We start from the raw sequence: 24,696 nt of genomic DNA on the forward strand, positions 1-24,696 counted from the left end.
AATATACAAGTTCTAATTCGGAAGCTACTTGAAACTTTTGGAAGGTAAAGATAGGATGGAAAGAGAAATACTTAAGTAATATTCTGACATTTATTTCTTGCATTCAGGAGGGGTCTTTTTGAAGGGCTGGAAGAATCCCATGCTATTGGTTCTGGGAATTGGGATTTCAAACATTGGTAATTGGGTTTATTTTGTGGCTATAAATATATTAGTATTAAAATTGACGGGTTCTGCTGCTGCAATTGCAGGATTATTTATTATCAGTCCTCTGGCGATCCTCTTAACAAATACATGGGCTGGCAGTGTAATTGATCGGGTCAATAAGAGAAGGTTAATGATTCTCATTGATATTCTAAGGGGTATCTTTATTGTTATCATTCCAGTATTCAATTCACTAGTTCCGATTTATCTAATAATGTTCTTAACTAATGTAGCTGGGGCATTTTTTGACCCAACTTCAGAGACGTACATAACGAAGCTTGTTCCTCCTGAAAAGAGGAAACGCTTCAATTCAATTTTTTCGTTTGCAACATCCGGGGCTATGCTGGTTGGACCGAGTGTGTCTGGACTGCTGATTATGTATGGAAGCATAAGTACAAGTATCTATATTAATGCAATTACTTTTTTCCTATGTGCGATAGCAATTTCTTTCTTGCCAGATGTTGATGAACGAGGAACTAATGAACAATCCAGAGATCGAATTACGATGAAAATGATTACAGCGGATTGGCATGCAGTAATCAATTTTGGGAAAACAGCAGCAGGTTTTATGGTTGTTTTCCTGATTTTCCAGTTCATAACATTAATCTCCTTTGCACTTGATTCTCAGGAGGTAACCTTCATAAAGCAGGTTGTCGGCTTATCGGAAAAGAGTTACGGATTGTTGGTAAGTCTTACTGGAGCGGGGTATGTTGTAGGTTCATTTGCAGTGACAGCTCTGGCAAATCGTCTTTCAATAAAAATGCTCTTGGGATTGGGGTCGTTTTTGTCTGTCACAGGATACTTAATGTTTTATCTTGCTTCTCCAGACACGGTACCTCTAGCTGTAATTGGTTTTATAATCATTGGTTTCTTCTCTCCATTCTCGTTTACTGGCTACACAACATTTTTCCAAAACAATGTACCGGTGGACTTGATGGGCAGATTCAGCAGTGCGTTTGCCTTCTTTCAGGCAGTGGTCCAAATCGTCTTAACATTGCTGTTAGGTTATTTAGCTGAAGTAGTGAACCTTCAAACAGTCACAATCGCATTCGCCGCACTGGGTATGCTTCTGGCTATTGGCCTGACTTCAATCATATTCCTGCAGTCCAAGAAGGATCTGTTCATCCTTAAGGCAGAGAACAATTTAACAGAAGAGGGATAGTAAGGCTGTACTGGTTTAAAATCCAGTACAGTTTTTTATTTTAAGGAAATTATAAAATTATTTAAGGGTGGATAACAACTTGTAGTTTTCTTAATCCAGCACCTAGTCCATTGGGGATCTTGTGCTTTTTGTTCTTTTGAGGAGCTGGATATCAAATGTTGTAACATGATGATACATAAAACAGGATGATTGGCAAAAAATAGTTTTGATTGAATATACAGGATTACCAATAACATTTAAGACGAGGTGTAATAAAGGGAGGGAAAAGCTTGTTCCATGCTGTTCTAATTGCAAGTGGGGTCGCATTGGCGACCGCAAGGGGTAAGTGGAAAAAGTGGAAAGAGTTTTTGTCGACTTTTTATTACTGGGCCTTGTTTAGCTGTTTCTATGAGTATATTTCCTATATCGGAAACAAACACTTGTGGGAATTTGACAACAATTTTATCAGTTTATTCGTAACGGAAACACTATATACGTTTATTTTTTACCCAAGCATGATTGTCTTGTTCCTCGGGAGTTTTCCAGAAGAAAGAACTAAAAGGTTCTGGTACTACTTAAAGTGGATATCTTTGTCGGTCATTATAGAGGCGATAGGACTCAAAATAGGAGCTATCAAATTCGCAAACGGCTGGTCTATGGGCTGGGAAGTGTTTTTCTACAGCACGATGTATCCCATGCTCAGGCTCCACTATAGGAATCCTTTGATTGCTCTAATTTTATCCGTATTTTTTGTCTTTTTTTATTTAATGATCTTTGACTACCGTCTTTTTTAAAGTCACTCCCGATTGTTTTGGCAGTTAAGGGAATAGTTTCTATATATGTGTAAATCTTAATTAAAGCAAATATGAAAATTTGAGGTGTAATTTGATTTGTCTTACTTTCAGTATAAAGAGAGAAAACTCATCATATTTTCACTCATTGTGATTTCACTCTTTCTATCTCCCTATTTTATTTTAGGAGACGGTGCCCATATTCGGGTCCATGACAATCTTGACTCAAATTTGGCGTGGTACAAGGTATTGGTCGATAGTGGACAGATTAATGGGTCATTACAATCCAGAATTCCTCAAATCATTAATGGACTGCCAAGGAATGCACTTGGAACCGAGTACAGTCTGATTGTCTGGTTGCATGTATGGTTTCCGACGATGATTGCCTATGGAATAAGTCAGGCTATCACCAGATTTTTTGCCTTTCTCGGAATGTACTTAGTTTTGAAGGACCACTTTATCAAGGATGATGACCTTAGCCTGATTAGAATCGGGTCTGCACTTGCATTTGCCCTAACGCCCTTTTGGCCGTCGGGGATGCTAAGTACATTGGGTATGCCTCTTGCACTATGGGCTTTTTTGCATATCAGGAATGGAAGGGGTAATTGGCTGCATTATTTTGCTCTGACGCTTTTGCCATTTTACTCAAGTATTGTTCTGGGCTTTTTCTTTTTCCTCAGTGCAATGGGTTTATTCTGGCTTAGTGATGTTATTCGAGGCAAAGGATGGAACTGGAGATTCTTCAGAGCAATAGCTTATATGACCGCTGTTTACTTAATCACTGATTACAGACTGGTATACTCCTTTCTATTCGATGGTGAGCCGAATAGCAGGGATGAATATTTTCATGCCCGCCTGTCTTTCTGGCATTCTGTCAAACTTACCTTGAAAAATTACTTGTTTGGACATACCCATGTAATGACAGTACATACCCTTGTTATTTTGCCGGTCATATTTGCTGCACTGTTTCTTATTTGGAAGCAAAGTAAATGGGTGAAAGAGCGTATATTTGTTTTCTTATTTGTGCTGAATTTCGTTTTATCTGCCTGGTATGCCTTTTGGTTTTATAAAGGGTGGCTACCTTTAACGGAGAAATTCCATTTTCTTGATACATTTAATTTTGCCAGGTATCACTTTTTGCGTCCATTAGTATTGTACCTGTTGTTTGCGATTGGCCTGAAGATACTCTCGGATAATAAAATATTGAGAAAAATTGTCCCCTGGTTGGTGGCTGCACAAATTATATTACTGATGTTTACAAATGAAGAGATTGTTCATCGCAAAAAGCCGAGTGTTCGGCAGTTTTATGCAGAGGAGCAATTTAATGAAATTAAAAAACACATAGGAAAACCTCAATATAGCTATCGTGTAGCCAGTATAGGATTACATCCAGCAATAGCACAATTTAATGGATTTTACACACTGGACACCTACAATAATTTTTATCCTCTGAGTTATAAATATCAATTCAGGAAAATTATCGAAAAAGAACTAGACAAAAACAAACGCATCAGAATTTATTTCGATGAGTGGGGCGGACGTTGCTATCTCTTTACTGATGAAATAGGAAAGCATTATCTGTTTAAAAAAACAACAAAAAGAAGAATCGAAAATATTGATTTAAATCTAGAGCACTTCAAACAAATGGGTGGGAGATTTATCTTTTCTTCCGTTCCGATTGAAAACGAAATGGAAAATAACATGAAGCTAGATAAAGTCTTCACTTCAAAGGACAGCGCTTGGAAAATTTACCTCTATGAAGCTCTATAACAGCGAGGAGGCTAATCAATGAATATGCCGATTTTAACAATTATCGTTCCTTGTTTTAATGAGGAAGAAGTTTTGGAAGAGACTATTAATCAGTTAACAACAAAGCTTAGTGAACTGGTCACCGATTATATGGTATCAGAAAAAAGCAAAATCTTATTCGTCGATGATGGCAGCATGGATAGGACTTGGCACTTGATTTATAAGGCAAGTTTGAACAACGAAATGGTAAAAGGTCTAAAGCTCTCGAGAAATGCAGGGCATCAAAATGCTCTGCTTGCCGGACTTTTTTCAGCCAAAGAGGCTTCTGATTGCATAGTAACCATTGATGCGGATCTGCAGGATGATATTCACGCCATTACCGAGATGGTCATAAAGTTCAACGAGGGCTACGAGGTTGTTTATGGTGTGCGTAGCAGCAGGGAGCGTGACACATTATTCAAACGTTTTACTGCAGAAGGTTTTTACAAACTAATGGATAAGCTTGGAGTCAAACTTGTCTTCAACCATGCTGATTTTCGTTTGATGGGCAAGAGGGCGGTTGAAGAATTGGAGCATTTTGCTGAAAGCAATATGTTTCTCCGAGGGATTGTGCCCTTAATCGGTTTTAACTCAACCTCTGTTTACTATGAAAGGAAGGAAAGGGTTGCGGGGGAAACAAAGTATCCATTAAGAAAAATGCTGGCGTTTGCCTTTGACGGAATCACTTCTTTTTCGGTTACACCGATAAGATTCGTCATGCTTGTAGGGTGCCTCTCATTTTTTGTAAGCCTTGTTTTCGGTCTTTACTTCCTTTCCCTGAAGCTGTTCGGTAACACAGAACTTGGATGGACTTCGTTGATCACATCGATTTGGCTAATTGGAGGGCTGCAATTAATTGCACTGGGACTAGTAGGAGAATATATTGGCAAAATCTATAAGGAAACTAAGCGGAGGCCAAAGTATATTATCGATGTCGATCTCTTTAATCTGCCAGCAACCAGAAAACTGATGAACATGGAAGGAGCAGACCATGAGTCAATCGTTGAAAATTGGAAGCTATCTGAGAATAACTAACCAAATGACAAAAAGAAATGGCTTAGGTTTAGCAAACTTTCCTCCTTTCTTTAAATTCCTGTTTGTTGGTACACTCAATACCTTTGTTGGCATGGGACTTATCCTGATACTGAAAAATGGATTGGAATGGCTATATTGGTATGCGACGTTCACCGGAAATGCTATAGGGGCTGCTGTAAGCTATCTATTGAATCGAACGTTTACATTTAATAGCAAGGTTCCCTTTCAGATTGGGGGACCAAGATTTTTTTTAGTGGTCCTGGCATGTTACTTCCTTTCATTCACTGTCAGCCACTTAATAACAAGAACAATCGACTCCTCAATAGTGTGGCATTTCTATATAGATTCCGATAATATTGCGATTCTACTCGGGGGCCCTCCTATACACGATCACGAACTATATCGGACAAAAAACCTTTGTTTTTAAGGATCAAATTAAAAGCAGCTCTTGATGCTGCTTTTTTTAATTGTTAACCAGGAAATTACAACATTTATTAAGTGTGGGTAACTACAAGTAGTTTCTTTATCCAGCTCCAGCGCCTAGCCCCTCGAGACGCTTCGGTCCTGCCAATGAAGTCAAAGGACGACTTCACTGTCAGGCCCTCCAGCGCTTGTCGCGGCTGAACGAGGCGCTTGCGCTTTTTTTTTCTTGACTGAAAGTCCAAATAGAGATAAAAATGAATAGGTGTGAATTTTTTCTTTAGGAAGGTTACATAACATAGCAAGTAACCAATAACTTAAATTTACCTTTAAAGGAGCAAGACCACTTCATGAACATTTGGGAATTATTTGTGGCATTTATACTAGGGTTAGTAGAAGGTTTAACTGAATTTGCTCCTGTTTCATCTACCGGTCATATGATTATTGTTGATGACCTGTTATTGCACTCTAAACAATTATTCACAGAACCAGTTGCCAATACCTTCAAAGTAGTCATTCAATTAGGATCTATATTAGCAGTGGTCATTGTATTTAAGGAGCGTTTCATTAATCTGTTAGCTCTTAAAAGAGGGGTTTCAATCGGAGATTCCACAGGCCGGTTAAGTCTGCCTAAGGTAATTGTTGGTTTGATTCCTGCCGGGTTCACAGGTGTTTTATTTGAAGACTATATTGACGAACATCTTTTTTCGGTAGAAACAGTCATAATCGGTTTAGTAGTCGGTGCATTCCTATTAATTCTCGCAGACCGTCTGCAGCCGAAACAACTTAAGACTGAAGATGTTGATCAAATCAGCTTTAAACAAGCATTTGGAGTAGGTTTGTTCCAATGTCTCGGATTATGGCCTGGGTTCTCAAGATCAGGTTCTACCATTGCCGGAGGAGTTCTTCTTGGTATGAGCCATCGAGCAGCATCCGATTTCACTTTCATCATGGCGGTTCCTATCATGCTGGGTGCCAGTGGAATATCCCTGTTGAAAAATTGGAAGTGTTTTACGATTGATGCACTGCCATTTTTCAGCGTAGGCTTCATCAGCGCGTTCGTCTTTGCTTTAATATTCATTAAGTTCTTTTTGAGGTTAATCAACAAAATTAAATTGGTGCCTTTTGCGATTTATCGAATCATATTGGCAGCTGTGATTTATTTTATTTTTCTGTAATTTGAAAAGGAAAAGGCCAGTAAAAGCCTTTTCCTTTTTACGTTTACAAATATCCTTTACCAGCGGTGGGCTTTCGCGTTCCCTCTCGCAAGAATGGTGTTCTTCGTGACCTGTGTCTGTCCATTCACTTGAGAATTCAATCGCTTGCGCCTTGTCCAAGCGTGGTGGAAAAGTTCTGAGTGCGGATCCAAATGATCTTTGTAACTCATACTATCACCTCAGGAGTGGATTTTTGAAACGTCTGATATTCGTAAGAACATCACTAATAGCGTTTGTAATATCAAATAGCAATATACATTAGAGAAATTGAGCAAAGGAATTAAATCTTTTTTTGCTTTTTTTGTAACTTTTTACAATTTTCATCGTATTAAACTTTGTGAGGTAAAGGAATTTAAATTTTATGTTGAAATGAGGAGATTCTATGTCGCAATTTGCCCTTGAGGTAAAAGCGTTAACAAAGACAATTGGTAAAAAAACAATTGTTGATGATGTGAGTTTTCAAGTGGAACGGGGTGAAATATTTGGACTACTTGGTCCTAACGGTGCAGGGAAAACAACAATTATACGAATGATTGTTAGTCTTATCAATCGTACTGGCGGCACCGCCCTGATAAATGGCTATGATTTGGATGATTCATTTACAGAAGCAATGAACGAATTAGGAGCAATTGTGGAAAATCCGGAATTCTATAAATACCTTAGTGGATATAAAAATCTCAGGCATTACGCTCGTATGGCTTTAAGCGATATTACTGAAGAGCGGATCAATGAAGTGACTGATCTGGTAGGTCTTGAAAATGCTATCCATGATAAAGTGCGTACCTATTCCTTAGGGATGCGGCAACGTCTGGGGGTTGCACAAGCAATTTTACATAAGCCTTCTATTCTTATACTCGATGAACCAACAAACGGACTGGATCCTCAGGGTATCCGTGAGTTCAGGGATTATTTGCGCTTGCTCGCAAGCCAGGGGACATCTATATTAGTTTCTTCTCACTTATTGTCAGAAATGCAACTCATGTGCGACAGGTTTGCGATTATTGAAAAGGGAAAACTGATCCATATATCTTCCATGCATGATAATGAAAGCTCGGAGGCTAAAACGGTAAATACAATAGAAGTGGAATTATCGAATCCAGTCCTTGCTTCCAAACTTTTGACAGAAAACATGGCTGATGTGAAAGTGACTTCCAGTAAAGGCTCGCGTCTGACCTTATCTGTGCGAAAAGAACAGATACCAATGATTAACAGGCTATTTGTTGAAAATGAAATAGATGTCTTTGAAATTTTAAATGTGAAAGCAACTCTAGAAGACCGCTTCTTGGAAATCACAAATAAAGATAAAAAGGAGCAAATGGTATGATTCCTTTAATACAAAATGAATTGATGAAAATTTTCGGCAAAATGGCAAGCTGGATATATATGATAATTATAGTTCTGGCAGTTTTAATTGCAGGAATTATTTATTCTAAATTCAGTGCAGACCCGAACCCCAATTGGAAACAGGATACACAGGCTGAAATTACGATGCTCGAAAACCAAATGGCATCTGCTTCTGGTGACGAAAAGAAAATGATTCAAAACCAAATTGATCAGACCCAGGAATTCCTGGATCAGGACATTAATCCGAATGCGAAAACCAATTGGCATTTTATGAATGATGTTGTTGTAGGTGTCAGTTCACTGGTCACTTTGTTCGTAGTAATTGTCGGCAGTGCCAATGTTGCGGCAGAGTTCTCTGATGGAACGATCAAGCAGCTTTTAATCCGTCCGCATCAAAGATGGCGAATCCTGTTGTCAAAGTACATAGCTGTCATTATTTATGCATTATTACTTGTGCTGACATTGATTGTATCTGGCTATATAATTGGATTGCTTCTATTTGGCAGTGGTGATTTCAATATGAAGATCTTTGAATTCACACTGGAAGGAAGAAAAGTGGCAATTGTCGGTACACAATTTTTGTTGAAAATGCTTTACTTCATACCTAGCCTTCTGATCATAATGACGATTGCTTTTATGCTGTCTACATTGTTTAAAAGCCAGGCTCTTGCAGTTGGAATAGGGATTTTTGTCCTTTTCTTCTCGTCAACACTAGGTGGAATTATCCTGATGCTTGCTGACAAGTATGCTTGGGCGAAATTATTGATTTTCCCGCATCTGGATTTGACAGTCTATGCTCTTCAGGATAAAATTCTTGAGAATATCACATTGCCGGTATCACTTTCGATACTTGCAGTGTACTACGCAGTATTTATGATGCTCACCTTTTTCTTTTTTCAAAAGAGGGATATCAGTATTTAAACAGAATAAAATAATAAGCGGTCCCCGGGCCGCTCTTTTTTAATTTGAAGCTTGGAAGGGGAGAGGGATGTTGAATCCTATCTTATTGGATTTTCCAACTGAATTTGAGACAGACCGGCTTTTGATCAGGATGCCGCTGGCTGGTGATGGTGCTGTCACATGTGAATCAATCAATGCATCTTTAAAAGAACTTCAGCCCTGGATGCCATTTGCCCAAAAAGAACAAAGTGTTGAAGAAGCAGAAGTGGTAATCAGACAAGGCTATTTGAATTTTTTAAATCGCACAGACCTGAGGCTGCTTGTATTCAAAAAAGACACCGGGGAATTTGTCGCCTCATCAGGTTTACATAGAATAAACTGGGACGTCCCAAAATTCGAAATCGGTTATTGGATTGATACTCGCTATAGCAGACAGGGATATATGACAGAGGCTGTTCAGGGAATCACAGACTTTGCTGTTAGGGAGCTTAAAGCACGGAGAATCGAAATTCGCTGTGATACATTGAATATTAAAAGCAAAGCTATCCCGGAAAAATTAGGCTTTTCTCTCGACGGCATATTAAAGAATGATTCAATTTCAGTTGACGGTGAGTTAAGGAATACCTGTATTTATTCTAAAATATTCTAAAACACCAGGTTGGTACAAAAACAAGGTGTTTGCTTATAACTTTGTCTGAAGTAATGCTAGGTTCGGACAATACATCGGCGTTCGGCAGTAACTTTGTCCAAAGTGATGCCGGGTTCGGACAAAACCGAGATGATCGCCTGTATATTTGTCCGAAGTGATGCAGGGTTCGGACAAAACCGAGGTAAATGCTTGTAATTTTGTCCGAAGAGATGCCAGGTTCGGACAAAACCGAGGTGAAAGTCTGTAACTTTGTCCGAAGAGATGCGAGGTTCAGACAAAACCGAGGTGAAAGCCTGTAACTTTGTCTGAAGAGATGCCAGGTTCGGACAAAACCGAGGTGAAAGCCTGTAACTTTGTCTGAAGAGATGCCAGGTTCGGACAAAATGGCGATGAAAGCCTGTAACTTTGTCTGAAGAGATGCCAGGTTCGGACAAAACCGAGGTGAAAGCCTGTAACTTTGTCCGAAGAGATGCCAGGTTCGGACAAAACCGAGGTGAAAGCCTGTAACTTTGTCCGAAGAGATGCCAGGTTCAGACAAAATGGCGATGAAAACCTGTAACTTTGTCTGAAGTGATGCCAGGTTCGGAAAAATGGCGATGACCGAGAGTAACTTTGTCTGAACTAGTGTCAGGTTCAGATAAAACTACGATGTTCGCGTGTAACTTTGTCTGAAGTGATGCGGTATTCGGATAAAATGGAAGTAAGATCCTGTGATTTTATCCGAAGTAATGCCTGGTTCGGATATATCGGTGTCGTCAACAGGTTATCAAGTCGGTGCGCACCACCATAACAAAAGGCGCTTTTCGTTAGCATAATAAAATGTGAGCAGCTAGTTCCAGCTGCTCACATTTCTTTTATTGCCCTTGCCACTCTCTAAGTTTATCTTTCACTTTATCTCCAACCTTACCAGCGTCTTCCTGCATTTGTTCAAATACTTTTTTCCATTTTGGAGCTTCTTCTTTGAGTTTTTCTTCAACCTGGCCAGCACGCTCTTTTAATTCTTGCTCCAGTTCATTTGCTTTTTCCCTGATTGCTTTTTCTGTTTCTTCATAATCAACGATGGCACCAGACTGCCTTTCGTTGATTGACTGTACCCTGAAATCCTCTTGCTTGATGTGGGGCATTGTTTCTTCCATGATAGCCCTGAACAGAGGCACTACATCCTTTGAACTGCTGCCGGAGAGGTAATGCTTGCGGTCAGTTTTATCATATCCCAGCCAAACTGCGCCGACAATATTTGGTGTATACCCTACGAACCATTGGTCTTTCGTTCCATTGATATCTGCATAAGGCAGCTGAGTAGAGCCGGTCTTTCCAGCAATATCTACACCATCAATATTTGTCCCTTTACCAGTGCCTGTTTCAACAACATTCAATAGCATGGACGTCATCTCATTGGCAACTGCTTTGGAGGTAACGCGTGTGGTTGATCCATCATGTTCTGCTATCACCTTGCCCGTTGGACCAACAATTTTTGTTATCACATGGGCATCATGACGTTTCCCGCCATTTGGGAATACAGAGTAAGCCTCGGCCATCTGTAGAGGAGAAACGCCGTTGTACATTCCTCCAAGGGCAAGTGCCAGGTTTTGATCGTCTTTTTCGACATTGATTCCAAACCTCCTTACAGCATCAATACCTTTTTTCAAGCCTATTTCATTCAAAAGCCATACTGCAGGAATGTTTATTGATTTTTCTACCGCCTCATACATCGGTACCTCTCCCTGATAAGTATCAGAGAAGTTTTTCGGACTATAATTTTTAAAAGACATCTTCTTGTCAACGAGCAAGGAATCATACTTATAGCCTTCTTCTAAAGCCGGTGTGTAAACTGCAAGGGGCTTCATTGTCGAACCAGGCTGAGCCCTGAGGTGAGTTGCACGATTAAACCCTCTGAACACTTTTTCGCCTCGTCCACCAATCAAAGCTCGGACACCGCCATTTTCAGGATCAAGCAGCACGGATCCGCTTTGGACTATAACATCACGTGCCCGGTCTGGGAAAAGCTGATCTTGTCGATAAACTTTTTCCAGACCAGATTGTATGTCCTGATCAAGTTCAGTATAGATTCGATAGCCCCTGGTCATGATTTCATCCTGGGTAAGGCCATATTTGCTTGTTGCTTCATCCAAAACTGCATCTACATATGAAGGATATTTGCGGTCAGCGAGAGAGCCGCCGCCGTCTTCCAATACAATCTTTTGTGACTTAGCTTGTTTATATTCAGTATCTGTTATCATCCCTAGTTCGTTCATTTTGGCTAGTACAACATTTCTGCGTTTGATGGCAGCTTCATAATTATTGTAAGGATCCAGGGCTGAAGGTGCTTTAAGCAGGGCCTGCAAGCAGTGCAGCCTCACTGATAGTGACATCCTGAATATCTTTGGCGAAATATTTTTTACTGGCATTGTTGATTCCAAATGCACCACTGCCGAAATACACCTGGTTTAGGTACATTTCAATGATTTCGTCTTTTTCATACACCTTTTCAAGCTCGACTGCTAAAAATAATTCTTCAACTTTACGTTTGTATGTCCGCTCTGAAGATAACAGAGCATTTTTTGTCAGCTGCTGGGTAAGGGTACTGCCGCCTCCAGTAATACCTCCAGCTAAAAGGTTTCCAAAGAATGCACGTGCAATACCTTTAATGTCGAATCCGTTATGTTCATAGAATCGTTCATCCTCTATAGCTATGACGGCGTTTGGGACATGCTCTGGCATATCATTTATTGATACCCCCCCGGTGCGGTTTGTAGCAAGCTTGCTTGCTTCATCACCATTGCGATCATAAATCGAGGTTGCCTGGCTCAATCCATCCTTCAGAGTTTGTACATTTGCCCTGCTGGCGATGAAGGCGAACCAAAGAATCGACAGCAATATGAAGACTAATAAGATTAATAACAAGATCTGAGTCAAGTGGCGGCGTTTCCAAAATCGAACCACAGCCTCCCAAATTCGTTGAAGTAATTGCATACCATTTCTCCTTTTAATGAAGCTTTTCCGTGTAAGTGATTAGGTGGAGCTATAAATTACCTTTCATTATATATGATTTTCAGTATTTCAGGAAAGTTGAAGCCATTTACCTGTTATCAGGCTTCATATGATAATTAAACATGAATGTCGATGAGATGATAAACAAGGAAGGCTCATTTAGTCCATGAAAAAGTGTGAATTCAATAAAATGGTTTCTCTTGGTATAAATGAAATATTTACAACGAAACTAATTATAGGATTCTTATAATTGGAGGAGACTAATGAAACTTCTACACGAAACATTCATTCTCTTAGGCAGGGTGGTCACTATTTTGCCGTTGATGTTGTTTGCGACTTTGTTTATGGGGAGACGTTCAATAGGAGAGTTGCCTGTTTTTGACTTTTTAATACTACTCGCTTTCGGCGCAGTCGTTGGAGCAGACATTGCAGATCCGAAGATTCCTCATATCCATACCGGAATTGCAATTATCTTAATAGCATTGCTACAAAAGCTGGTAGCCTACCTGAAAATTAAAAACAGGAAAATAGGGCATATACTAACATTTGAACCAATCACAGTCATTCATGAAGGAAAATTTATTGTGGAGAATCTACGTAAAACACAGTATTCAATCGATAATATTTTATTATTGTTGCGTGAGAAAGACATTTTTAATGTTCAGGATGTAAGAATGGGAATCCTCGAAGGTAACGGGAATTTATCTATCATGAAAAAAACAGAAAAAGCGACAGTCACTCTCGAAGATATGAATTTATCCAAGTCTGCTGAGGATTTCGCCATGCCATTAATAATAGACGGTAAATTGTACAAGAAAATTCTCTACCGGCTTAACTTGGATGAGAAGTGGCTGATGGATAAATTAGCAGAGGAGTCAATTCATAATTTAAAGGATGTATTTTTTGCTTCCATCACAGAAGGGAAATCGCTGCATATCACTTTAAAGAATCAATCGGCTATAAATATACCGCCAATTTATCACTGATTTAGTCTCTAATCATAATACTGTTTATGTGAAAATGAAATATTGTTACTGAACGTCCGTGACATCTGTCCGGGCGTTTTTTAGTCTAAATTCTGCATGTATACATAGTTATGGAATAATAGGGATAGTACTTTCAAATGGGAATCACAAGCAAAAGGGTGATTGAAATGAATAGGATTTTAGTGGAAATTTACAGGAAAATGCTGTCTGGTTTCATTATATTAATTTGTACTCTAAGCTTTTTTCTGATAGCTGGATTCATTTCTTCTTCGAACATCAGCTTTTTTAAATTCAAAGTAAACGGAGATATTGGTGCTCAGGTATTTTTAAGAATCATCAGTTATGAGAACCCGTTGATTGGACATGCATTAACAGGGTCAAATGCTGATTTGCCGATTTTTTCTACAGGATTCAAATTGTTAACAAATGTGGAGATGAACGATATCAGGAGTCTAATCAGAAGTGAAATTCCAGGTTTCAGGGCTTTTGATTCAAACTTCCTTATTGCAGGGGAAGGGGTTGATTTCACGGATATCCCAGTTGAATCTGCGCCTCCCATGGATGTTCTGTTACAGGAAAGGAATATGGCAGCGAATGAACTGAAGGAGCTGAACAGCGGAAAAGTATATTCAGGATCTTCACCGACGGAAAAATCGGTATTCATCTATCATACTCACAGCTGGGAATCCTACTTGCCATTGTTAGGACTGGAAGGTGCGGAGAATGAAAATGAAGCTGTCGATGGAAAGACTAACATCACCATTGTAGGTGAATTGCTAGGAACCGAATTGGAGAAAAGGGGTATAGGAGCTAGTGTAGATAAGACCAATATTGGCCAGGAGTTGGATAGGAAGGGCTGGCTAACACACAAGTCTTATGAGATTTCACGTTCATTGGTTCAAAGCGCTATGGCTGGAAATGAGAAATTAGAGTACTTTCTCGACCTCCACCGGGATTCTGTCAGGAAGGATTCAACAACAGCAACAATTAATAACAAACCTTACGCCAGAATAGTTTTTGTCATTGGCGAGGAAAATAAGAACTTCCAGCAAAATTTGAAGTTTGCAAATGAACTTCATAAGATCCTTAATAAAAACTATCCCGGAATCAGTAAGGGAGTCTTGCCCAAAAAAGGTATCGGCGTTGATGGAATTTACAATCAAGACTTACATGCAAACACGCTGGTCGTCGAGGTAGGCGGCGTTGATAATAATATGAAAGAACTAAAGAACACAATAGAAGCTTTAGCGGAAGCGATCAGCCAGATATATTGGGAGGCAGAAGAGGTAAATGGCTGAAAATCGTGAGAAGTATTTCTGGCTGTTGTGGACGTTTGCCACTACGATGGTAGCGTACTTTTATTTCTCCTTGGCGTTCGCCATTACATTTTTCTTGTCAGGCATTATCATAAGCAGTAAATGTTTGGTTGAAAATTTTATAAATCAACAGGATGAGGCGGAAAAGCAAAGTGAAAAAAACCATTGAAGCATACTTCAATGGTTTCTTGGCTTCAAAGGATTAGAAAGTATAAATTATACTTCGAGAAATGTCCAGCTCCAGCGCCTAACCCCTCGAGTCGCTTGTCTAGCTGCGGCTCCTAACTCCTCGAGACGCTTCGGTCCTGCCAATGAAGTCAAAGAACGACTTCACTGTCAGGCCCTCCAGCGCTTGTCGGAGTTGAGCAGTCGCCTCCGCTTTTCGAATTGTCTAGTGTTGCCTCCTAGAAACTCCGAAACTTCATCTCCGCCGGCAGAAGCAAAAAGCGCTTCTTTGTCGGAGTCTCCAGTTTCTGCGTTTCTGGGCAGTCGGCTATACTTTTCGATTTCGGTCCGCTCAGGTGAAGTCAAAGAAAGACTTCACCGGTCGGCCCTCCAGCGCTTGTCGGGGCTGACCAAGGCGCTTGCGCTTTTCTTATTTAAACCATCCCTTTCTCCTGAACCAGAAGAACATGATCATTCCGATGACAAGCATGGCGAACAATGCTCCAAAATAACCAAATTTCCAGGAGAGTTCAGGCATATTCTCAAAATTCATCCCGTAAATCCCTGCTATGAAGGTGAGTGGCATGAAAATGGTTGTGATGACAGTAAGTACTTTCATTACTCGATTCGTTTCATGTGAATTGATCGACAAATAGCTGTCCCGCATATCTGTTGTCAGTTCACGGCTTGCATCCACCTTTTCAGCTAATCTTAATAAATGGTCATGGATGTCCGCAAAATATTCTTTTTGTTCAAGTACTCCCGAAAGGCGATGAGAGTTAATCATCCTGTATACTAAATCCCTCATTGGAGTGATGGTATGCCTTAACGAGAGCAATTCATGTCTCGTATCGAATAAATCTTCTAGCAGTTCCTCCATCGAGCGGTCGGCTGAATTCTCGTCAATCTCATTCAATAAGTCCTCGATCCGATAAACATGAGGGAAATAATTATCGACTATTTTATCTAAAATATGGTAGAGGACGATCGATGGGTTCCATTCCCCTGGAGCCTTCGCAAGTTCCAATCTCTGCCACACTTCATCAATCTCCCTCATGCCGACGCTATGGTAGGTTACAACATAGTTGTGCCCCAGGAATAGATCAACCTCTTCCTTCTGCATGGAATTTCCGTTTAGCGCCTGAAAGACAAAAAAATGATAATCATCATAGTAATCGAGTTTGGGCCTTTGTAGGGTATGGATACAATCTTCAATGGATAAAGGGTGGAATTCCAAAGGTTTCTTTAATAATTCAATCTCTTCATCTGTCGGCTGATTAAAGTCAATCCAATGCCAATGGTTGCTGTCTGACACCAATGATTCTATACCTTGACCAGTTTGGATATCCCCATAAGGACTAACAGAAATTGTACGTATCATAAATTCTCCCGAAAAAAGTTTTGGACTATTTTAATTAATTGGGTTGAAGTGTTCACATTCATTCAATCCTCCAATGACTTAGATAGCCTATTATTATTATTATATTAGCAATGATGGAGAGGAATCAAAGATTAAACCAAATGAATGGGACAACAGGAGTTAGCAATCTGCCGCAAACCAACAAATGAAAGATGATGAAAGACAATTTAAATATGAAGTCCCAAAAATTGGGCAGCCGATCAGATCTCAAATAAGTTTTTTTAACGTGTAACTTCTTCATTTAAGGGGAAAAGTATTTTACTTTGTTAAATTAGGGGGCACTGGAAAAAGTAATGGCAGAAGCTTTTTTAGGAATTGTCATCTCTGCGATGGCAACAGGTTTGGGAGCAATTCCGGTTTTATTTCTAAATAATGTCTCACCCAGATTGAAGTCTTTGCTTCTTGGTTATGCTTCAGGAATCATGATGGCTGCTACAACCTTCAGCTTAATACCAGAGGCTTTGAATTCATCAAATATCTGGGTCCTATCTATCGGAATGTTATTAGGGACTTTTGTGTTGAATTTCATTCATTCGAAGACTGAAGACCTCGACACAAGGGACTTTAAATTTTTTTCAGGTGTAGATCGAAAATCATTCGTCATCATTACAGCTATTACTCTTCATAATCTGCCAGAGGGTCTTTCAGTCGGTGTTAGTTATGGTTCTGGTGAGGATAACCTTGGAGCTATCATTGCCTTTGCAATCGGCCTGCAAAATGCGCCAGAAGGATTTCTCGTGGGCCTTTATTTAATTCATCAAAAAATGACGAAAGTGAAGGCATTTATGATCGCTGCCTTTACAGGGGCTGTAGAAATTTTAACGGCTGCAATTGGATATTTTCTCGCTGCCGAAGTAGCAGGTCTTGTACCATATGGATTGAGTTTTGCAGCAGGTGCGATGCTCTTTGTCATCTATAAAGAATTGATACCAGAAAGCCAGGAGGATCATCAAGTCAAATTTCCGACCTACTCCTTTATACTCGGCTTGATTTCTATGCTGTATCTTACTATTAATTTCGCTTAAAAAAAAGCCGGGCATGTTAGCTTTTTCCTTTTCCATCATTCAGGCTTCTATTGATGGGAATATATCTAATAGTATTGGGTAAAGACAAAGAGAGTCTGGTATTCTAATGGTATACATATTTAGGAGGGATCAGTATGGGAGAATGCAATATCGACCACAGCCAAAAGGATGTTCAGGAGAAATATCAATCACAAAAAGAATTTCTTCCCCAGGACATTCATCCATTATTCAACCATTTTTTTGAGAAAGAACATACACAGGACATTTGGAATGAAGTATTTCACTTGCTTAAGAAGTATGATCTTGTGACAGAGGAAGAAAGAAGCGAACGTAACAATAAATTGAAATTAGTTTTAAAGAACGTATAATAAATATATTCATCGACAGCGAAATTGTTTTAATTTCCTTGACTAGTTGTAAAGGGGCTATGTGCTCCTTTTTTTTATTGGAATACGGTAAGTTTCTTTATTTGAGCCAACCTACAAGAAATGAGATCAAAGTGGACCTTCGATTAACCTGTTATTTCCAGGAGATTCATAGTTTATATTTAAAAAAATCTTATTGCCAGCAAATAACAGAAGGAGTAAAATTAGGTGGATATTTCGATATCCCAAATAAATTCGAATGATTTGAAAGAAGATGAATATATGGAAAGCCCTTCACAAATAACAATGAGGAATGAAAAAAATAGCATAATAAATGGTGTCGCATCTACCATTGTTATGAGTATGAGCAATAACTACTTCGCATTATTTGCAATAGGTGTTCTCGGTGCTACGAATTATCAAGTTGGGTTAATTAGTTCACTTCCTCAAATAATAGGTATGTTCGCAATGATTATTGCTACCGTGATCATGAGCAGGCTACAGGAAAAAAAGAGGTTTACTGGACTATCGATTTTATTCACACGTTTATTTTTGCTGGGGATGTTTATGGTCATTTATCTGCCTGAAGAATACAGGGCCTGGACATTTGTATTATTGATTGGTCTAATGAATCTTCCTGGATCATTCGCAATGCTTAGCTGGCAGTCATTTATCGGAGACCTTATTTCTGACAGCCGCAGAAGCGGCTTTTTTAGTGAAAGGAACAGAATCCTGACCATTGCTGGTATGATTACGACATTGCTGATTGGAATAGGGCTACAATGGTTTGACAAATCAGATCCGCTTCCATATCAAATTCTCTTCATTTTAGCATTTTTATTTGGGATTGCTGAAGTGGTCTATTTAAATAGACATATAGAACCGAAAAAAGAAACCGCACCAGACAGGAAGCGTTTTAATTTTGGATGGGATGCTTATAAACATAAACCGTTCATTTATTTCTTGATATGTGGATTATTTTTCAACTTTGCCTGGCAGTTAGCCTGACCTCTGTTCAATATTTACAATATCAGGGTCGCTCATATGACTGGTTTCTGGATCAGCATCATAACTGTGGCGAACCAAGTGGGTCAGATCATTAGCTTCAAGTGGTGGGGAAGGATGGCTGATAAGCACAGCAATGGCAAGATGCTGGCAGTTACTGCAGTCGGGATGGCATCAGCGCCATTCCTAACCATCCTTTCAAAAAATATGTATTACCTTACCTTCGTCAACTTTACCTCCGTCCTTTTTGTTTCCGGGACCGTTCTTTTGTTATTTAACCAGCTTCTTGAAGTGACCAGGGAGGAGAACCGTGGTAGTTTTATCGCACAATATAACATCCTTTTAGCGATTATAGGCTTTATCGCACCACAGGTTGGTGTGTATTTGCTTCAGTTAAGTTCTATTGATGCAGCTATGAATTTCGCGGCTGTGTTACGATTGTTATCAGGCGCTGTGTTTTTACTATTCTATTTTTATATGAAAAAAAGGTACCTTAACAGTAACAATGTAGCAATCCAAAGACCATAAATGATTACATGCAGGTATAAGTAATGTGAAATATGTATAACATTAAGGTTGAAAGTAAAAGCAAAAATGAAAAATCTGGAACACCTCAAGAAAAATATTGATTTGCTGGAAAGAGAAGTGAATTAAGATTTGCTGCAGCAGTCAATTCATACAGGTTAACAGAAACAGATATTCCCGGCCAACTGAGGCTGGGAATTTTTATAGGTAAATCTTATAAAGGAATTAACAGGACCATTAACGAATAAACTCTACTAATATGGATAGACAGGTTGTGTGGCGATGACTATATTTAGTTATTTTGTAATTTCATATTTTCTGGGCACCTTGATGGCTGGCTATATCGTTGTCAAATTCCTCGGGAAAAAGGATATAAGAGTTGAGGGAAGCGGCAATGTAGGGGCGAGGAATGCCGGCCGTGTCCATGGAAAATTATCATTCATTTTGACTTTTCTTGGAGATGCTTTAAAAGGAGTAATTGTAATCCTTATTGGTGAATATTTGGAACTTTCACCTGAATTCATATTGATTGGATTGGGATTTGCTATAGTTGACCATGTTAAGCCAATTACTTTGAGGTTTAAAGGAGGAATGGGCATCTCTACTTTTATCGGAGGGATGCTCGCCTTTGAACCTCTAACTGCTATTGTCATCGTTTCGGGTTTCCTTTTGCTTTATCCCTTTTTGAAAAGTTTTACATTTGCTGGTCTAGGTTCATTTGTTTTAATTCCTCTAAGCTTTTATTTCTTTGGAGTTCAGCATCTTGTCAACGTTATTACCGGTATACTTGTAATGATGATAATATTCATTCACCGTGAGGATATTTCTGTAAGATTAGGCAAAAAAGGAAAATAAAAAGGGCGGCACAATTCAGACAACCAATTCCTTCTGCTGAATATATTATTAATAGAACAGAAGTAGTGGAAGGAATGATGTAATTGTTTAACTGGGGTGTTAGGTTTAGAAATAAATCCTGGGTTATTGCTTTCATTTCACAATTAATGATAGTAGCCCAAATTGTCCTGGAAGGGATGAATAGATTAGGGGTGGATCACTTTCAGATTAACAGAGGACTTGCAGAATGAGGTTTTGGTGTTAGTAAATGGAATTTTCATGATTCTTGCCATGCTTGGGATTATACAAGATCCAACGACTAAAGGATACAGAGACAGTAAAAGGGCAATGGAATACAAAAACCCAAACTAAAGAAGTTTATGTTTATCATTCACACATTTTGAGGTAAAGAAATGAATAGGATAATGTATCCATTCGAAAGGAGCCTGAATATGTGGACCTGGATTTGGCTCTTGCTGCTGCCAATCATTGTTTTGTTGTTGATAGAAGAAGGAAGCCAATTGATTTGGCGCAGGTATTTAACGAACCCACAAGAAGGTCATGATACGATTTTAGTACGTACTCTTAACAGTATAAAAAAAATTCAGCAGAAATACCGCAAGGATCCTTCACATTAACGTGAGGGATTCTTTTTTTAACATAATAAATCCCCCTCTAGATTGAAAAAACTGCTCAGTTAAATTATGATATAGATATTCAGAAAATTTAGAAATGTAGAAGGGATGATTCGATGAGTAAAGTGGTTCCAAAAAGCTGGTGGGATCAGCTATCTGTTCCTGCAATTGCAGCCCCGATGTTCCTAGTCTCAGGTCCTGATTTGGTAAGTTCCTGCTGCAAAAATGGAGTGATTGGATCATTTCCAGCTCCAAATGCCCGACCAATTGAAGTTCTGGATGAATGGATGGGCAGGTTGAATGACGAATTAGAAGAAGCAAAAATCAAAGAACCAGAAAGAAAAATTGCACCCTGGGCTATGAATATGGTGGTACATAGTACTTACAGCAGACTTGAAGAAGAGCTTACCTTAATAAAAAAGCATCAACCTCAGCTTGTTATCACGTCACTGGGGAGTCCTAAGAAAGTGGTAGACATTGTCCATGAATATGGAGGCCTTGTATTTTCAGATGTCAGTGATGTGAAGTTCGCTAAGAAAGCTGCAGAGACAGGAGTAGATGACCTTATTTTAGTCGCTAACGGGGCAGGGGGCTATGCGGGTGAACTGAATAGCTTTGCTTTTGTAGACTCTGTACGAACTTTTTGGGATGGAATCATTGTTCTGGCAGGATCCATTACGACCGGAAAAGCTGTACTTGCTGCACAGGCTGCAGGAGCAGATCTTGCTTACATGGGGACAAGATTTATTGTGGCAAAGGAAAGTATGGCGAATGATGAGTACCGACAAATGGTAGTGGATGCAACCCAAGAAGATCTTATTCTCACCGACGCTTTTTCTGGTGTAAAAGCGAATATGCTAAAGCCAAGTATTATAAGGGCAGGACTGGATCCTGAAACCCTCAAGAAGAAAGAAAATGTTAATTTCGATTCAATGCAAAGAGAGACGAAGGCCAAGGCTTGGAAAGATATTTGGTCAGCGGGGCAGGGAGTTGGCGCTATTAATAACATTCAATCCGCATCGGAGATTATTAGCCAATTAGAAGCAGAATACAATGAAGCTTTAAGTAATTTGAATGAGAAAGCAAGCAAACTCAAAACTTTTATTATGGAATAATATCAAACTCACCGATCATGCAAGTGTTCGGTGAGTTTTTTAAAATGAAATAGTGGAGGGTCTTTTGAGAACTTCCACAATAAAAAACCAAATTAGGGAAATACAGGGATATTTAATTCGCAATCGTTATATATATAATTGGACGTGATTGAATCATAAAATAGTTTAATCGATTAATGGATAGAAGTATGTTAATATAAAGGGTATACTTTGAATACGTGAATTCATTGTTTGTTTCCCTTGAATTCCGAAGGAGACTGATACAATGCACAAAAAAATCCATGACTTGATCTCTACTGTTAAGGAAAATGGTGCCCATATTTTTTACTCATTTGAAAATGAAGAGAAATATGTTGATAACCTTATAGTTTATGTTACAGCGGCACTTGGAATTGGCAACCACGTGATGATCATTGAAAATGATCGGGTTTTGCCTGAACTCCAGAAGAGAATCAAAGCTGAGTTTGATGAGGAACAACAGGAAATGATTCACACAATCAATAATTATGATTTCTACTGCTATAGGGGTAACTTTAATAAGGATACAATTCTTAGTTACTTAGATAACATGCTTTCACCTTTTTTGAAAAATAACATTCCTATTCAGACTTGGGCTCACGTTGAATGGAGAGATCAAGAGGAAATTTATCAGAATATTGGTGACTATGAAAAAGAAGCAAACGTAATGCTTCAGGCGACAAATTTAATCACCATTTGTGGTTATGATGCTAATAGGGTACCTGAATCTTTTAAAGAGATTTTGATGGATTCCCATGATTATTATATGACAGACGATACCATTGATTTGATAGATCGAAAAAGCGGTAAAAAATAATAAGTAACCTGCCGATAATGGGCAGGTTTTTTCGTTGTTAAGGAAAGATAAAATTACTTAATCCAGATCGAGCGCCTAGCCCTTGTGCTGTATCGGAGTTGGGCAGTCGTCACCGCTTTTCGAATGGTCTAGCTGCGGGGCTGAACGAGACGCTTGCGCTTTTTTTCTTCTATACAGAATGTCGTTCAATCAATTTAAAGGGCAGGGCGATCTTTTCTGCATAGGTACTATCGCAAGACCGCTTATAAAAAGAGTTAAAAGCATATGCACCTAATTGTTTAGTAGGTATGTCAATTGTTGTGATTCTCATTATTTCAGATATAGGATGGTTATCAAAGCTCAATATGGCTACATTTTCAGGCACAGCAAGTCCTTGTTTGGCAATTTCGGTGATCATTCCGGCTGCCACTTGATCATTTCCCACTAGAAAGGCTGTGGGCTTCTCATTCATTTGTAAATACTGATTCACCACTCTTTTTCCATCCTGGATCATTAAACAATTGCCAAGAATCCAATCCTCTTGTACCTTCTGGCCAATCATATCCATCTTTTCCTCGTAAGCCTTCTGGCGTTTTTGGCTATTTGTTCCTTCGAGTCTCCCAAGACAAATGGCAATCCGCTTATGACCATTTGAAATTAAATATTCCAACCCCAGATTGAATGCCGCAACATGTTCGATGGAAACAGATGGAAAATCATCTAGATCAGAGTCCTCGCATATCACAATCGGACCAGCACTTTTATACTTCAAAAGTAAATCAAACGGAATTGCACGTGAAGCAAAAATAATCCCATCAATAAGATGACCACGTAATTGTTCTAACGCTTCGTACTCCTTATCTTGGTGATAACCTGTCTGGAAGAGAACCAGCTGAGTATTTTGCTTCATTGCTTCTTCAGCAATTCCTTCGAGGAGTTCTGAAAAATAAGGGTGATTGATCGTTGGCAGTACCACTCCGACCATATTTGTCTTACCAAGGGATAAATGAACAGCATTAATATTAGGGCTGTAATCCAGATCTCTTATAGTTTTCAGAACTGCTTCCCGTTTATCTGCACTTACATATGGATGATGATTCAACACCCGTGAGACAGTGGAAACCGACACTCCTGCCAATCGGGCAATTTCTCGGATATTAGCCATTTAAAAACCTCGCAAAGATTATTCTTGACCTGAAACGCGTTCCATAAATTATTGTTTAAGCAAACATATTTTAAAGGAGATGTCATTATGGTTGAAGGAATTATTATGTTAGCAGGATTATGCTTATTTGAGATTATTTTAGCAAAAATCGCATTAGGAAAGGCGGAAATTGAAGAATTTAATTACGAGGAATTTTTTTATGGGAAAGATTGAATTGATAGAAGAAAAAGAACTCTAAAATTCCAGAAGGAAGTACTAAACTAATTGTAGAATTCAGCATCACTGGGAAAGGAAAGTGTTACAATAAAAGGAAGGTTGTAATCTGGAAAGCAAGAAAGAATTTGAAACTTTTTCCCGGGTCTTCCGTAAATATTTACGTCAATAAGAAAGAGGTGAAATAAATGGGCAAAACTAAAAAGGTTATCGCAAGTATTTCTGCAACCGCTTTGATGATGGGGCTAACTGGCTGTAATAACAACCCTCAGGCCATTCCGGACCGGGATTGGGAACCGGATGTTTCTGGCGAGGAAGGACAGGATTGGAATTCTGAGCAGAGCCAGGATATCCCTCCAGTACCAGAAGGGACCGACTGTTCAGATTGGGAATGGGATAATGAAGATGGTGTCTGGGAATGTGATGATAACAATTCTCCATATTTTGGACATTACTTTTTTGCTGGTATGTTCTTTGCGAACCGATCACTACTCTATAAGAGCAATGACTATTCGAAGTACAAGAACAGTTCATCATTTAAAGGAGCAAGATTGGACAGCAATTATAAAAACACTTCGCCAAAGGGAAGTTCAGGATTCGGCAGCGGATCAAGAAGCACAACTGGCGGTTAAGGGA

Annotated in this window: 27 protein-coding genes and 1 pseudogene; 23 read left to right on the forward strand and 5 right to left on the reverse strand. The window is 39.2% G+C overall.

The genetic code is table 11. From position 1 onward, the window contains the following. Positions 1 to 118: 118 nt before the first annotated feature. The 6 genes from LC048_RS08670 to LC048_RS08690 all read left to right on the forward strand — a co-directional run bounded on the left by LC048_RS08670 (position 119) and on the right by LC048_RS08690 (position 6,554). On the forward strand, positions 119 to 1,363 hold the full coding sequence (locus tag LC048_RS08670) for an MFS transporter (RefSeq protein WP_306049992.1): 1,245 nt from the start codon (positions 119 to 121) through the stop codon (positions 1,361 to 1,363). Between the two features lie 269 nt (positions 1,364 to 1,632). Beyond that, complete coding sequence (locus LC048_RS08675; protein WP_226607472.1) at positions 1,633 to 2,136, forward strand: CBO0543 family protein; 504 nt, start codon at positions 1,633 to 1,635, stop codon at positions 2,134 to 2,136. A 96-nt stretch (positions 2,137 to 2,232) separates the two neighbouring features. After that, a complete protein-coding gene (locus LC048_RS08680; protein WP_226607470.1) occupies positions 2,233 to 3,903 on the forward strand; it encodes a DUF6044 family protein in 1,671 nt (556 codons plus the stop codon). An 18-nt stretch (positions 3,904 to 3,921) separates the two neighbouring features. After that, entirely contained in the window at positions 3,922 to 4,956 is a 1,035-nt protein-coding gene (locus LC048_RS08685) for a glycosyltransferase family 2 protein (protein ID WP_226607467.1), read from the forward strand. 91 nt (positions 4,957 to 5,047) lie between these two features. Further along, on the forward strand, positions 5,048 to 5,383 hold the full coding sequence (locus tag LC048_RS25005; RefSeq protein WP_371932053.1) for a GtrA family protein: 336 nt from the start codon (positions 5,048 to 5,050) through the stop codon (positions 5,381 to 5,383). 343 nt (positions 5,384 to 5,726) lie between these two features. Next, a complete protein-coding gene (locus LC048_RS08690; protein WP_226607465.1) occupies positions 5,727 to 6,554 on the forward strand; it encodes an undecaprenyl-diphosphate phosphatase in 828 nt (275 codons plus the stop codon). A 56-nt stretch (positions 6,555 to 6,610) separates the two neighbouring features. Here LC048_RS08690 and LC048_RS08695 read toward each other — a convergent pair whose 3' ends face one another. Next, positions 6,611 to 6,763: a YpzG family protein gene (locus LC048_RS08695; RefSeq protein WP_215036292.1), complete on the reverse strand. Its 153-nt coding sequence runs from the start codon at positions 6,761 to 6,763 to the stop codon at positions 6,611 to 6,613. 212 nt (positions 6,764 to 6,975) lie between these two features. Here LC048_RS08695 and LC048_RS08700 point away from each other — a divergent pair, with 212 nt between their 5' ends. The 3 genes from LC048_RS08700 (at position 6,976) to LC048_RS08710 (ending at position 9,486) form a co-directional block, all read left to right on the forward strand. Next, complete coding sequence (locus LC048_RS08700) at positions 6,976 to 7,917, forward strand: ABC transporter ATP-binding protein (protein ID WP_306049995.1); 942 nt, start codon at positions 6,976 to 6,978, stop codon at positions 7,915 to 7,917. Beyond that, a complete protein-coding gene (locus LC048_RS08705; RefSeq protein ID WP_226607461.1) occupies positions 7,914 to 8,858 on the forward strand; it encodes an ABC transporter permease in 945 nt (314 codons plus the stop codon). The genes LC048_RS08700 and LC048_RS08705 overlap by 4 nt, the downstream gene beginning before the upstream one ends. A gap of 70 nt (positions 8,859 to 8,928) precedes the next feature. Beyond that, positions 8,929 to 9,486, forward strand: a complete 558-nt coding sequence (locus LC048_RS08710; RefSeq protein ID WP_371932054.1) for a GNAT family N-acetyltransferase — start codon at positions 8,929 to 8,931, stop codon at positions 9,484 to 9,486. An 854-nt stretch (positions 9,487 to 10,340) separates the two neighbouring features. On the opposite strand, the pseudogene LC048_RS08715 reads toward LC048_RS08710, so the two are convergent. Continuing rightward, a pseudogene (locus LC048_RS08715) lies at positions 10,341 to 12,459 on the reverse strand (transglycosylase domain-containing protein). A gap of 281 nt (positions 12,460 to 12,740) precedes the next feature. On the opposite strand from LC048_RS08715, the gene LC048_RS08720 reads away from it, so the two are divergent. The 3 genes from LC048_RS08720 to LC048_RS08730 all read left to right on the forward strand — a co-directional run bounded on the left by LC048_RS08720 (position 12,741) and on the right by LC048_RS08730 (position 14,948). Further along, positions 12,741 to 13,463: a DUF421 domain-containing protein gene (locus LC048_RS08720; RefSeq protein WP_226607455.1), complete on the forward strand. Its 723-nt coding sequence runs from the start codon at positions 12,741 to 12,743 to the stop codon at positions 13,461 to 13,463. 167 nt (positions 13,464 to 13,630) lie between these two features. Further along, positions 13,631 to 14,761 carry a stage II sporulation protein P gene (gene spoIIP, locus LC048_RS08725; RefSeq protein WP_226607453.1) on the forward strand — a complete coding sequence of 377 codons (1,131 nt, stop codon included), beginning with the start codon at positions 13,631 to 13,633 and terminating at the stop codon, positions 14,759 to 14,761. After that, complete coding sequence (locus LC048_RS08730) at positions 14,754 to 14,948, forward strand: hypothetical protein (protein ID WP_226607451.1); 195 nt, start codon at positions 14,754 to 14,756, stop codon at positions 14,946 to 14,948. The genes spoIIP and LC048_RS08730 overlap by 8 nt, the downstream gene beginning before the upstream one ends. A 167-nt stretch (positions 14,949 to 15,115) precedes the next feature. Here LC048_RS08730 and LC048_RS08735 read toward each other — a convergent pair whose 3' ends face one another. After that, positions 15,116 to 15,310 carry a hypothetical protein gene (locus tag LC048_RS08735; RefSeq protein ID WP_226607449.1) on the reverse strand — a complete coding sequence of 65 codons (195 nt, stop codon included), beginning with the start codon at positions 15,308 to 15,310 and terminating at the stop codon, positions 15,116 to 15,118. A gap of 64 nt (positions 15,311 to 15,374) precedes the next feature. Then, positions 15,375 to 16,325 (reverse strand): magnesium/cobalt transporter CorA, encoded by a 951-nt coding sequence (gene corA / locus LC048_RS08740; RefSeq protein WP_226607447.1) that lies wholly within the window; start codon positions 16,323 to 16,325, stop codon positions 15,375 to 15,377. Between the two features lie 332 nt (positions 16,326 to 16,657). On the opposite strand from corA, the gene LC048_RS08745 reads away from it, so the two are divergent. From LC048_RS08745 to LC048_RS08780, 9 genes are all read left to right on the forward strand, one after another. Next, the gene (locus LC048_RS08745) at positions 16,658 to 17,389 is read left to right on the forward strand and encodes a ZIP family metal transporter (protein ID WP_226607445.1); all 732 of its coding nucleotides are present in this window, start codon (positions 16,658 to 16,660) and stop codon (positions 17,387 to 17,389) included. A gap of 134 nt (positions 17,390 to 17,523) precedes the next feature. Beyond that, on the forward strand, positions 17,524 to 17,757 hold the full coding sequence (locus tag LC048_RS08750) for a group-specific protein (protein WP_226607443.1): 234 nt from the start codon (positions 17,524 to 17,526) through the stop codon (positions 17,755 to 17,757). Positions 17,758 to 17,982: 225 nt separating this feature from the next. Further along, complete coding sequence (locus LC048_RS08755; RefSeq protein ID WP_306049998.1) at positions 17,983 to 18,762, forward strand: MFS transporter; 780 nt, start codon at positions 17,983 to 17,985, stop codon at positions 18,760 to 18,762. A gap of 36 nt (positions 18,763 to 18,798) precedes the next feature. Then, complete coding sequence (locus tag LC048_RS08760; protein WP_306050000.1) at positions 18,799 to 19,287, forward strand: MFS transporter; 489 nt, start codon at positions 18,799 to 18,801, stop codon at positions 19,285 to 19,287. 279 nt (positions 19,288 to 19,566) lie between these two features. Further along, positions 19,567 to 20,139 carry a glycerol-3-phosphate acyltransferase gene (locus LC048_RS08765; RefSeq protein ID WP_306050002.1) on the forward strand — a complete coding sequence of 191 codons (573 nt, stop codon included), beginning with the start codon at positions 19,567 to 19,569 and terminating at the stop codon, positions 20,137 to 20,139. Positions 20,140 to 20,409: 270 nt separating this feature from the next. Beyond that, on the forward strand, positions 20,410 to 20,490 hold the full coding sequence (locus tag LC048_RS25010; RefSeq protein ID WP_371932055.1) for a phage holin: 81 nt from the start codon (positions 20,410 to 20,412) through the stop codon (positions 20,488 to 20,490). Positions 20,491 to 20,570: 80 nt separating this feature from the next. Then, positions 20,571 to 20,756, forward strand: a complete 186-nt coding sequence (locus LC048_RS08770) for a hypothetical protein (RefSeq protein WP_226607436.1) — start codon at positions 20,571 to 20,573, stop codon at positions 20,754 to 20,756. A 113-nt stretch (positions 20,757 to 20,869) separates the two neighbouring features. Further along, positions 20,870 to 21,868, forward strand: a complete 999-nt coding sequence (locus LC048_RS08775) for an NAD(P)H-dependent flavin oxidoreductase (protein ID WP_306050005.1) — start codon at positions 20,870 to 20,872, stop codon at positions 21,866 to 21,868. 265 nt (positions 21,869 to 22,133) lie between these two features. After that, entirely contained in the window at positions 22,134 to 22,703 is a 570-nt protein-coding gene (locus tag LC048_RS08780; RefSeq protein ID WP_226607432.1) for an MEDS domain-containing protein, read from the forward strand. Positions 22,704 to 22,872: 169 nt separating this feature from the next. Here the strand turns inward: LC048_RS08780 and LC048_RS08785 are convergent, their stop codons facing one another. After that, positions 22,873 to 23,847: a LacI family DNA-binding transcriptional regulator gene (locus LC048_RS08785; RefSeq protein WP_226607430.1), complete on the reverse strand. Its 975-nt coding sequence runs from the start codon at positions 23,845 to 23,847 to the stop codon at positions 22,873 to 22,875. A gap of 87 nt (positions 23,848 to 23,934) precedes the next feature. Here LC048_RS08785 and LC048_RS08790 point away from each other — a divergent pair, with 87 nt between their 5' ends. Together LC048_RS08790 and LC048_RS08795 are read left to right on the forward strand one after the other, a co-directional pair. Beyond that, the gene (locus LC048_RS08790) at positions 23,935 to 24,060 is read left to right on the forward strand and encodes a hypothetical protein (protein ID WP_264188558.1); all 126 of its coding nucleotides are present in this window, start codon (positions 23,935 to 23,937) and stop codon (positions 24,058 to 24,060) included. A 188-nt stretch (positions 24,061 to 24,248) separates the two neighbouring features. Continuing rightward, entirely contained in the window at positions 24,249 to 24,692 is a 444-nt protein-coding gene (locus LC048_RS08795; protein ID WP_226607428.1) for an aminotransferase yhxA, read from the forward strand. Positions 24,693 to 24,696: the final 4 nt, after the last annotated feature.

The organism is Mesobacillus subterraneus (assembly GCF_020524355.2).
Classification (GTDB): domain Bacteria; phylum Bacillota; class Bacilli; order Bacillales; family Cytobacillaceae; genus Mesobacillus; species Mesobacillus subterraneus_C.

Excerpts from the sequence above, each read along its gene's own strand:
- LC048_RS08685 (WP_226607467.1), top strand. The coding sequence starts at position 3,922 with ATGAATATGCCGATTTTAACAATTATCGTTCCTTGTTTTAATGAGGAA.
- LC048_RS25005 (WP_371932053.1), top strand. The coding sequence starts at position 5,048 with ATGGGACTTATCCTGATACTGAAAAATGGATTGGAATGGCTATATTGG.
- LC048_RS08690 (WP_226607465.1), top strand. The coding sequence starts at position 5,727 with ATGAACATTTGGGAATTATTTGTGGCATTTATACTAGGGTTAGTAGAA.
- LC048_RS08695 (WP_215036292.1), bottom strand. The coding sequence starts at position 6,763 with ATGAGTTACAAAGATCATTTGGATCCGCACTCAGAACTTTTCCACCAC.
- LC048_RS08700 (WP_306049995.1), top strand. The coding sequence starts at position 6,976 with ATGTCGCAATTTGCCCTTGAGGTAAAAGCGTTAACAAAGACAATTGGT.
- LC048_RS08705 (WP_226607461.1), top strand. The coding sequence starts at position 7,914 with ATGATTCCTTTAATACAAAATGAATTGATGAAAATTTTCGGCAAAATG.
- LC048_RS08720 (WP_226607455.1), top strand. The coding sequence starts at position 12,741 with ATGAAACTTCTACACGAAACATTCATTCTCTTAGGCAGGGTGGTCACT.
- spoIIP (WP_226607453.1), top strand. The coding sequence starts at position 13,631 with ATGAATAGGATTTTAGTGGAAATTTACAGGAAAATGCTGTCTGGTTTC.
- LC048_RS08730 (WP_226607451.1), top strand. The coding sequence starts at position 14,754 with ATGGCTGAAAATCGTGAGAAGTATTTCTGGCTGTTGTGGACGTTTGCC.
- corA (WP_226607447.1), bottom strand. The coding sequence starts at position 16,325 with ATGATACGTACAATTTCTGTTAGTCCTTATGGGGATATCCAAACTGGT.
- LC048_RS08745 (WP_226607445.1), top strand. The coding sequence starts at position 16,658 with ATGGCAGAAGCTTTTTTAGGAATTGTCATCTCTGCGATGGCAACAGGT.
- LC048_RS08750 (WP_226607443.1), top strand. The coding sequence starts at position 17,524 with ATGGGAGAATGCAATATCGACCACAGCCAAAAGGATGTTCAGGAGAAA.
- LC048_RS08760 (WP_306050000.1), top strand. The coding sequence starts at position 18,799 with ATGACTGGTTTCTGGATCAGCATCATAACTGTGGCGAACCAAGTGGGT.
- LC048_RS08765 (WP_306050002.1), top strand. The coding sequence starts at position 19,567 with ATGACTATATTTAGTTATTTTGTAATTTCATATTTTCTGGGCACCTTG.
- LC048_RS25010 (WP_371932055.1), top strand. The coding sequence starts at position 20,410 with ATGCTTGGGATTATACAAGATCCAACGACTAAAGGATACAGAGACAGT.
- LC048_RS08770 (WP_226607436.1), top strand. The coding sequence starts at position 20,571 with ATGTGGACCTGGATTTGGCTCTTGCTGCTGCCAATCATTGTTTTGTTG.
- LC048_RS08775 (WP_306050005.1), top strand. The coding sequence starts at position 20,870 with ATGAGTAAAGTGGTTCCAAAAAGCTGGTGGGATCAGCTATCTGTTCCT.
- LC048_RS08780 (WP_226607432.1), top strand. The coding sequence starts at position 22,134 with ATGCACAAAAAAATCCATGACTTGATCTCTACTGTTAAGGAAAATGGT.
- LC048_RS08785 (WP_226607430.1), bottom strand. The coding sequence starts at position 23,847 with ATGGCTAATATCCGAGAAATTGCCCGATTGGCAGGAGTGTCGGTTTCC.
- LC048_RS08790 (WP_264188558.1), top strand. The coding sequence starts at position 23,935 with ATGGTTGAAGGAATTATTATGTTAGCAGGATTATGCTTATTTGAGATT.
- LC048_RS08795 (WP_226607428.1), top strand. The coding sequence starts at position 24,249 with ATGGGCAAAACTAAAAAGGTTATCGCAAGTATTTCTGCAACCGCTTTG.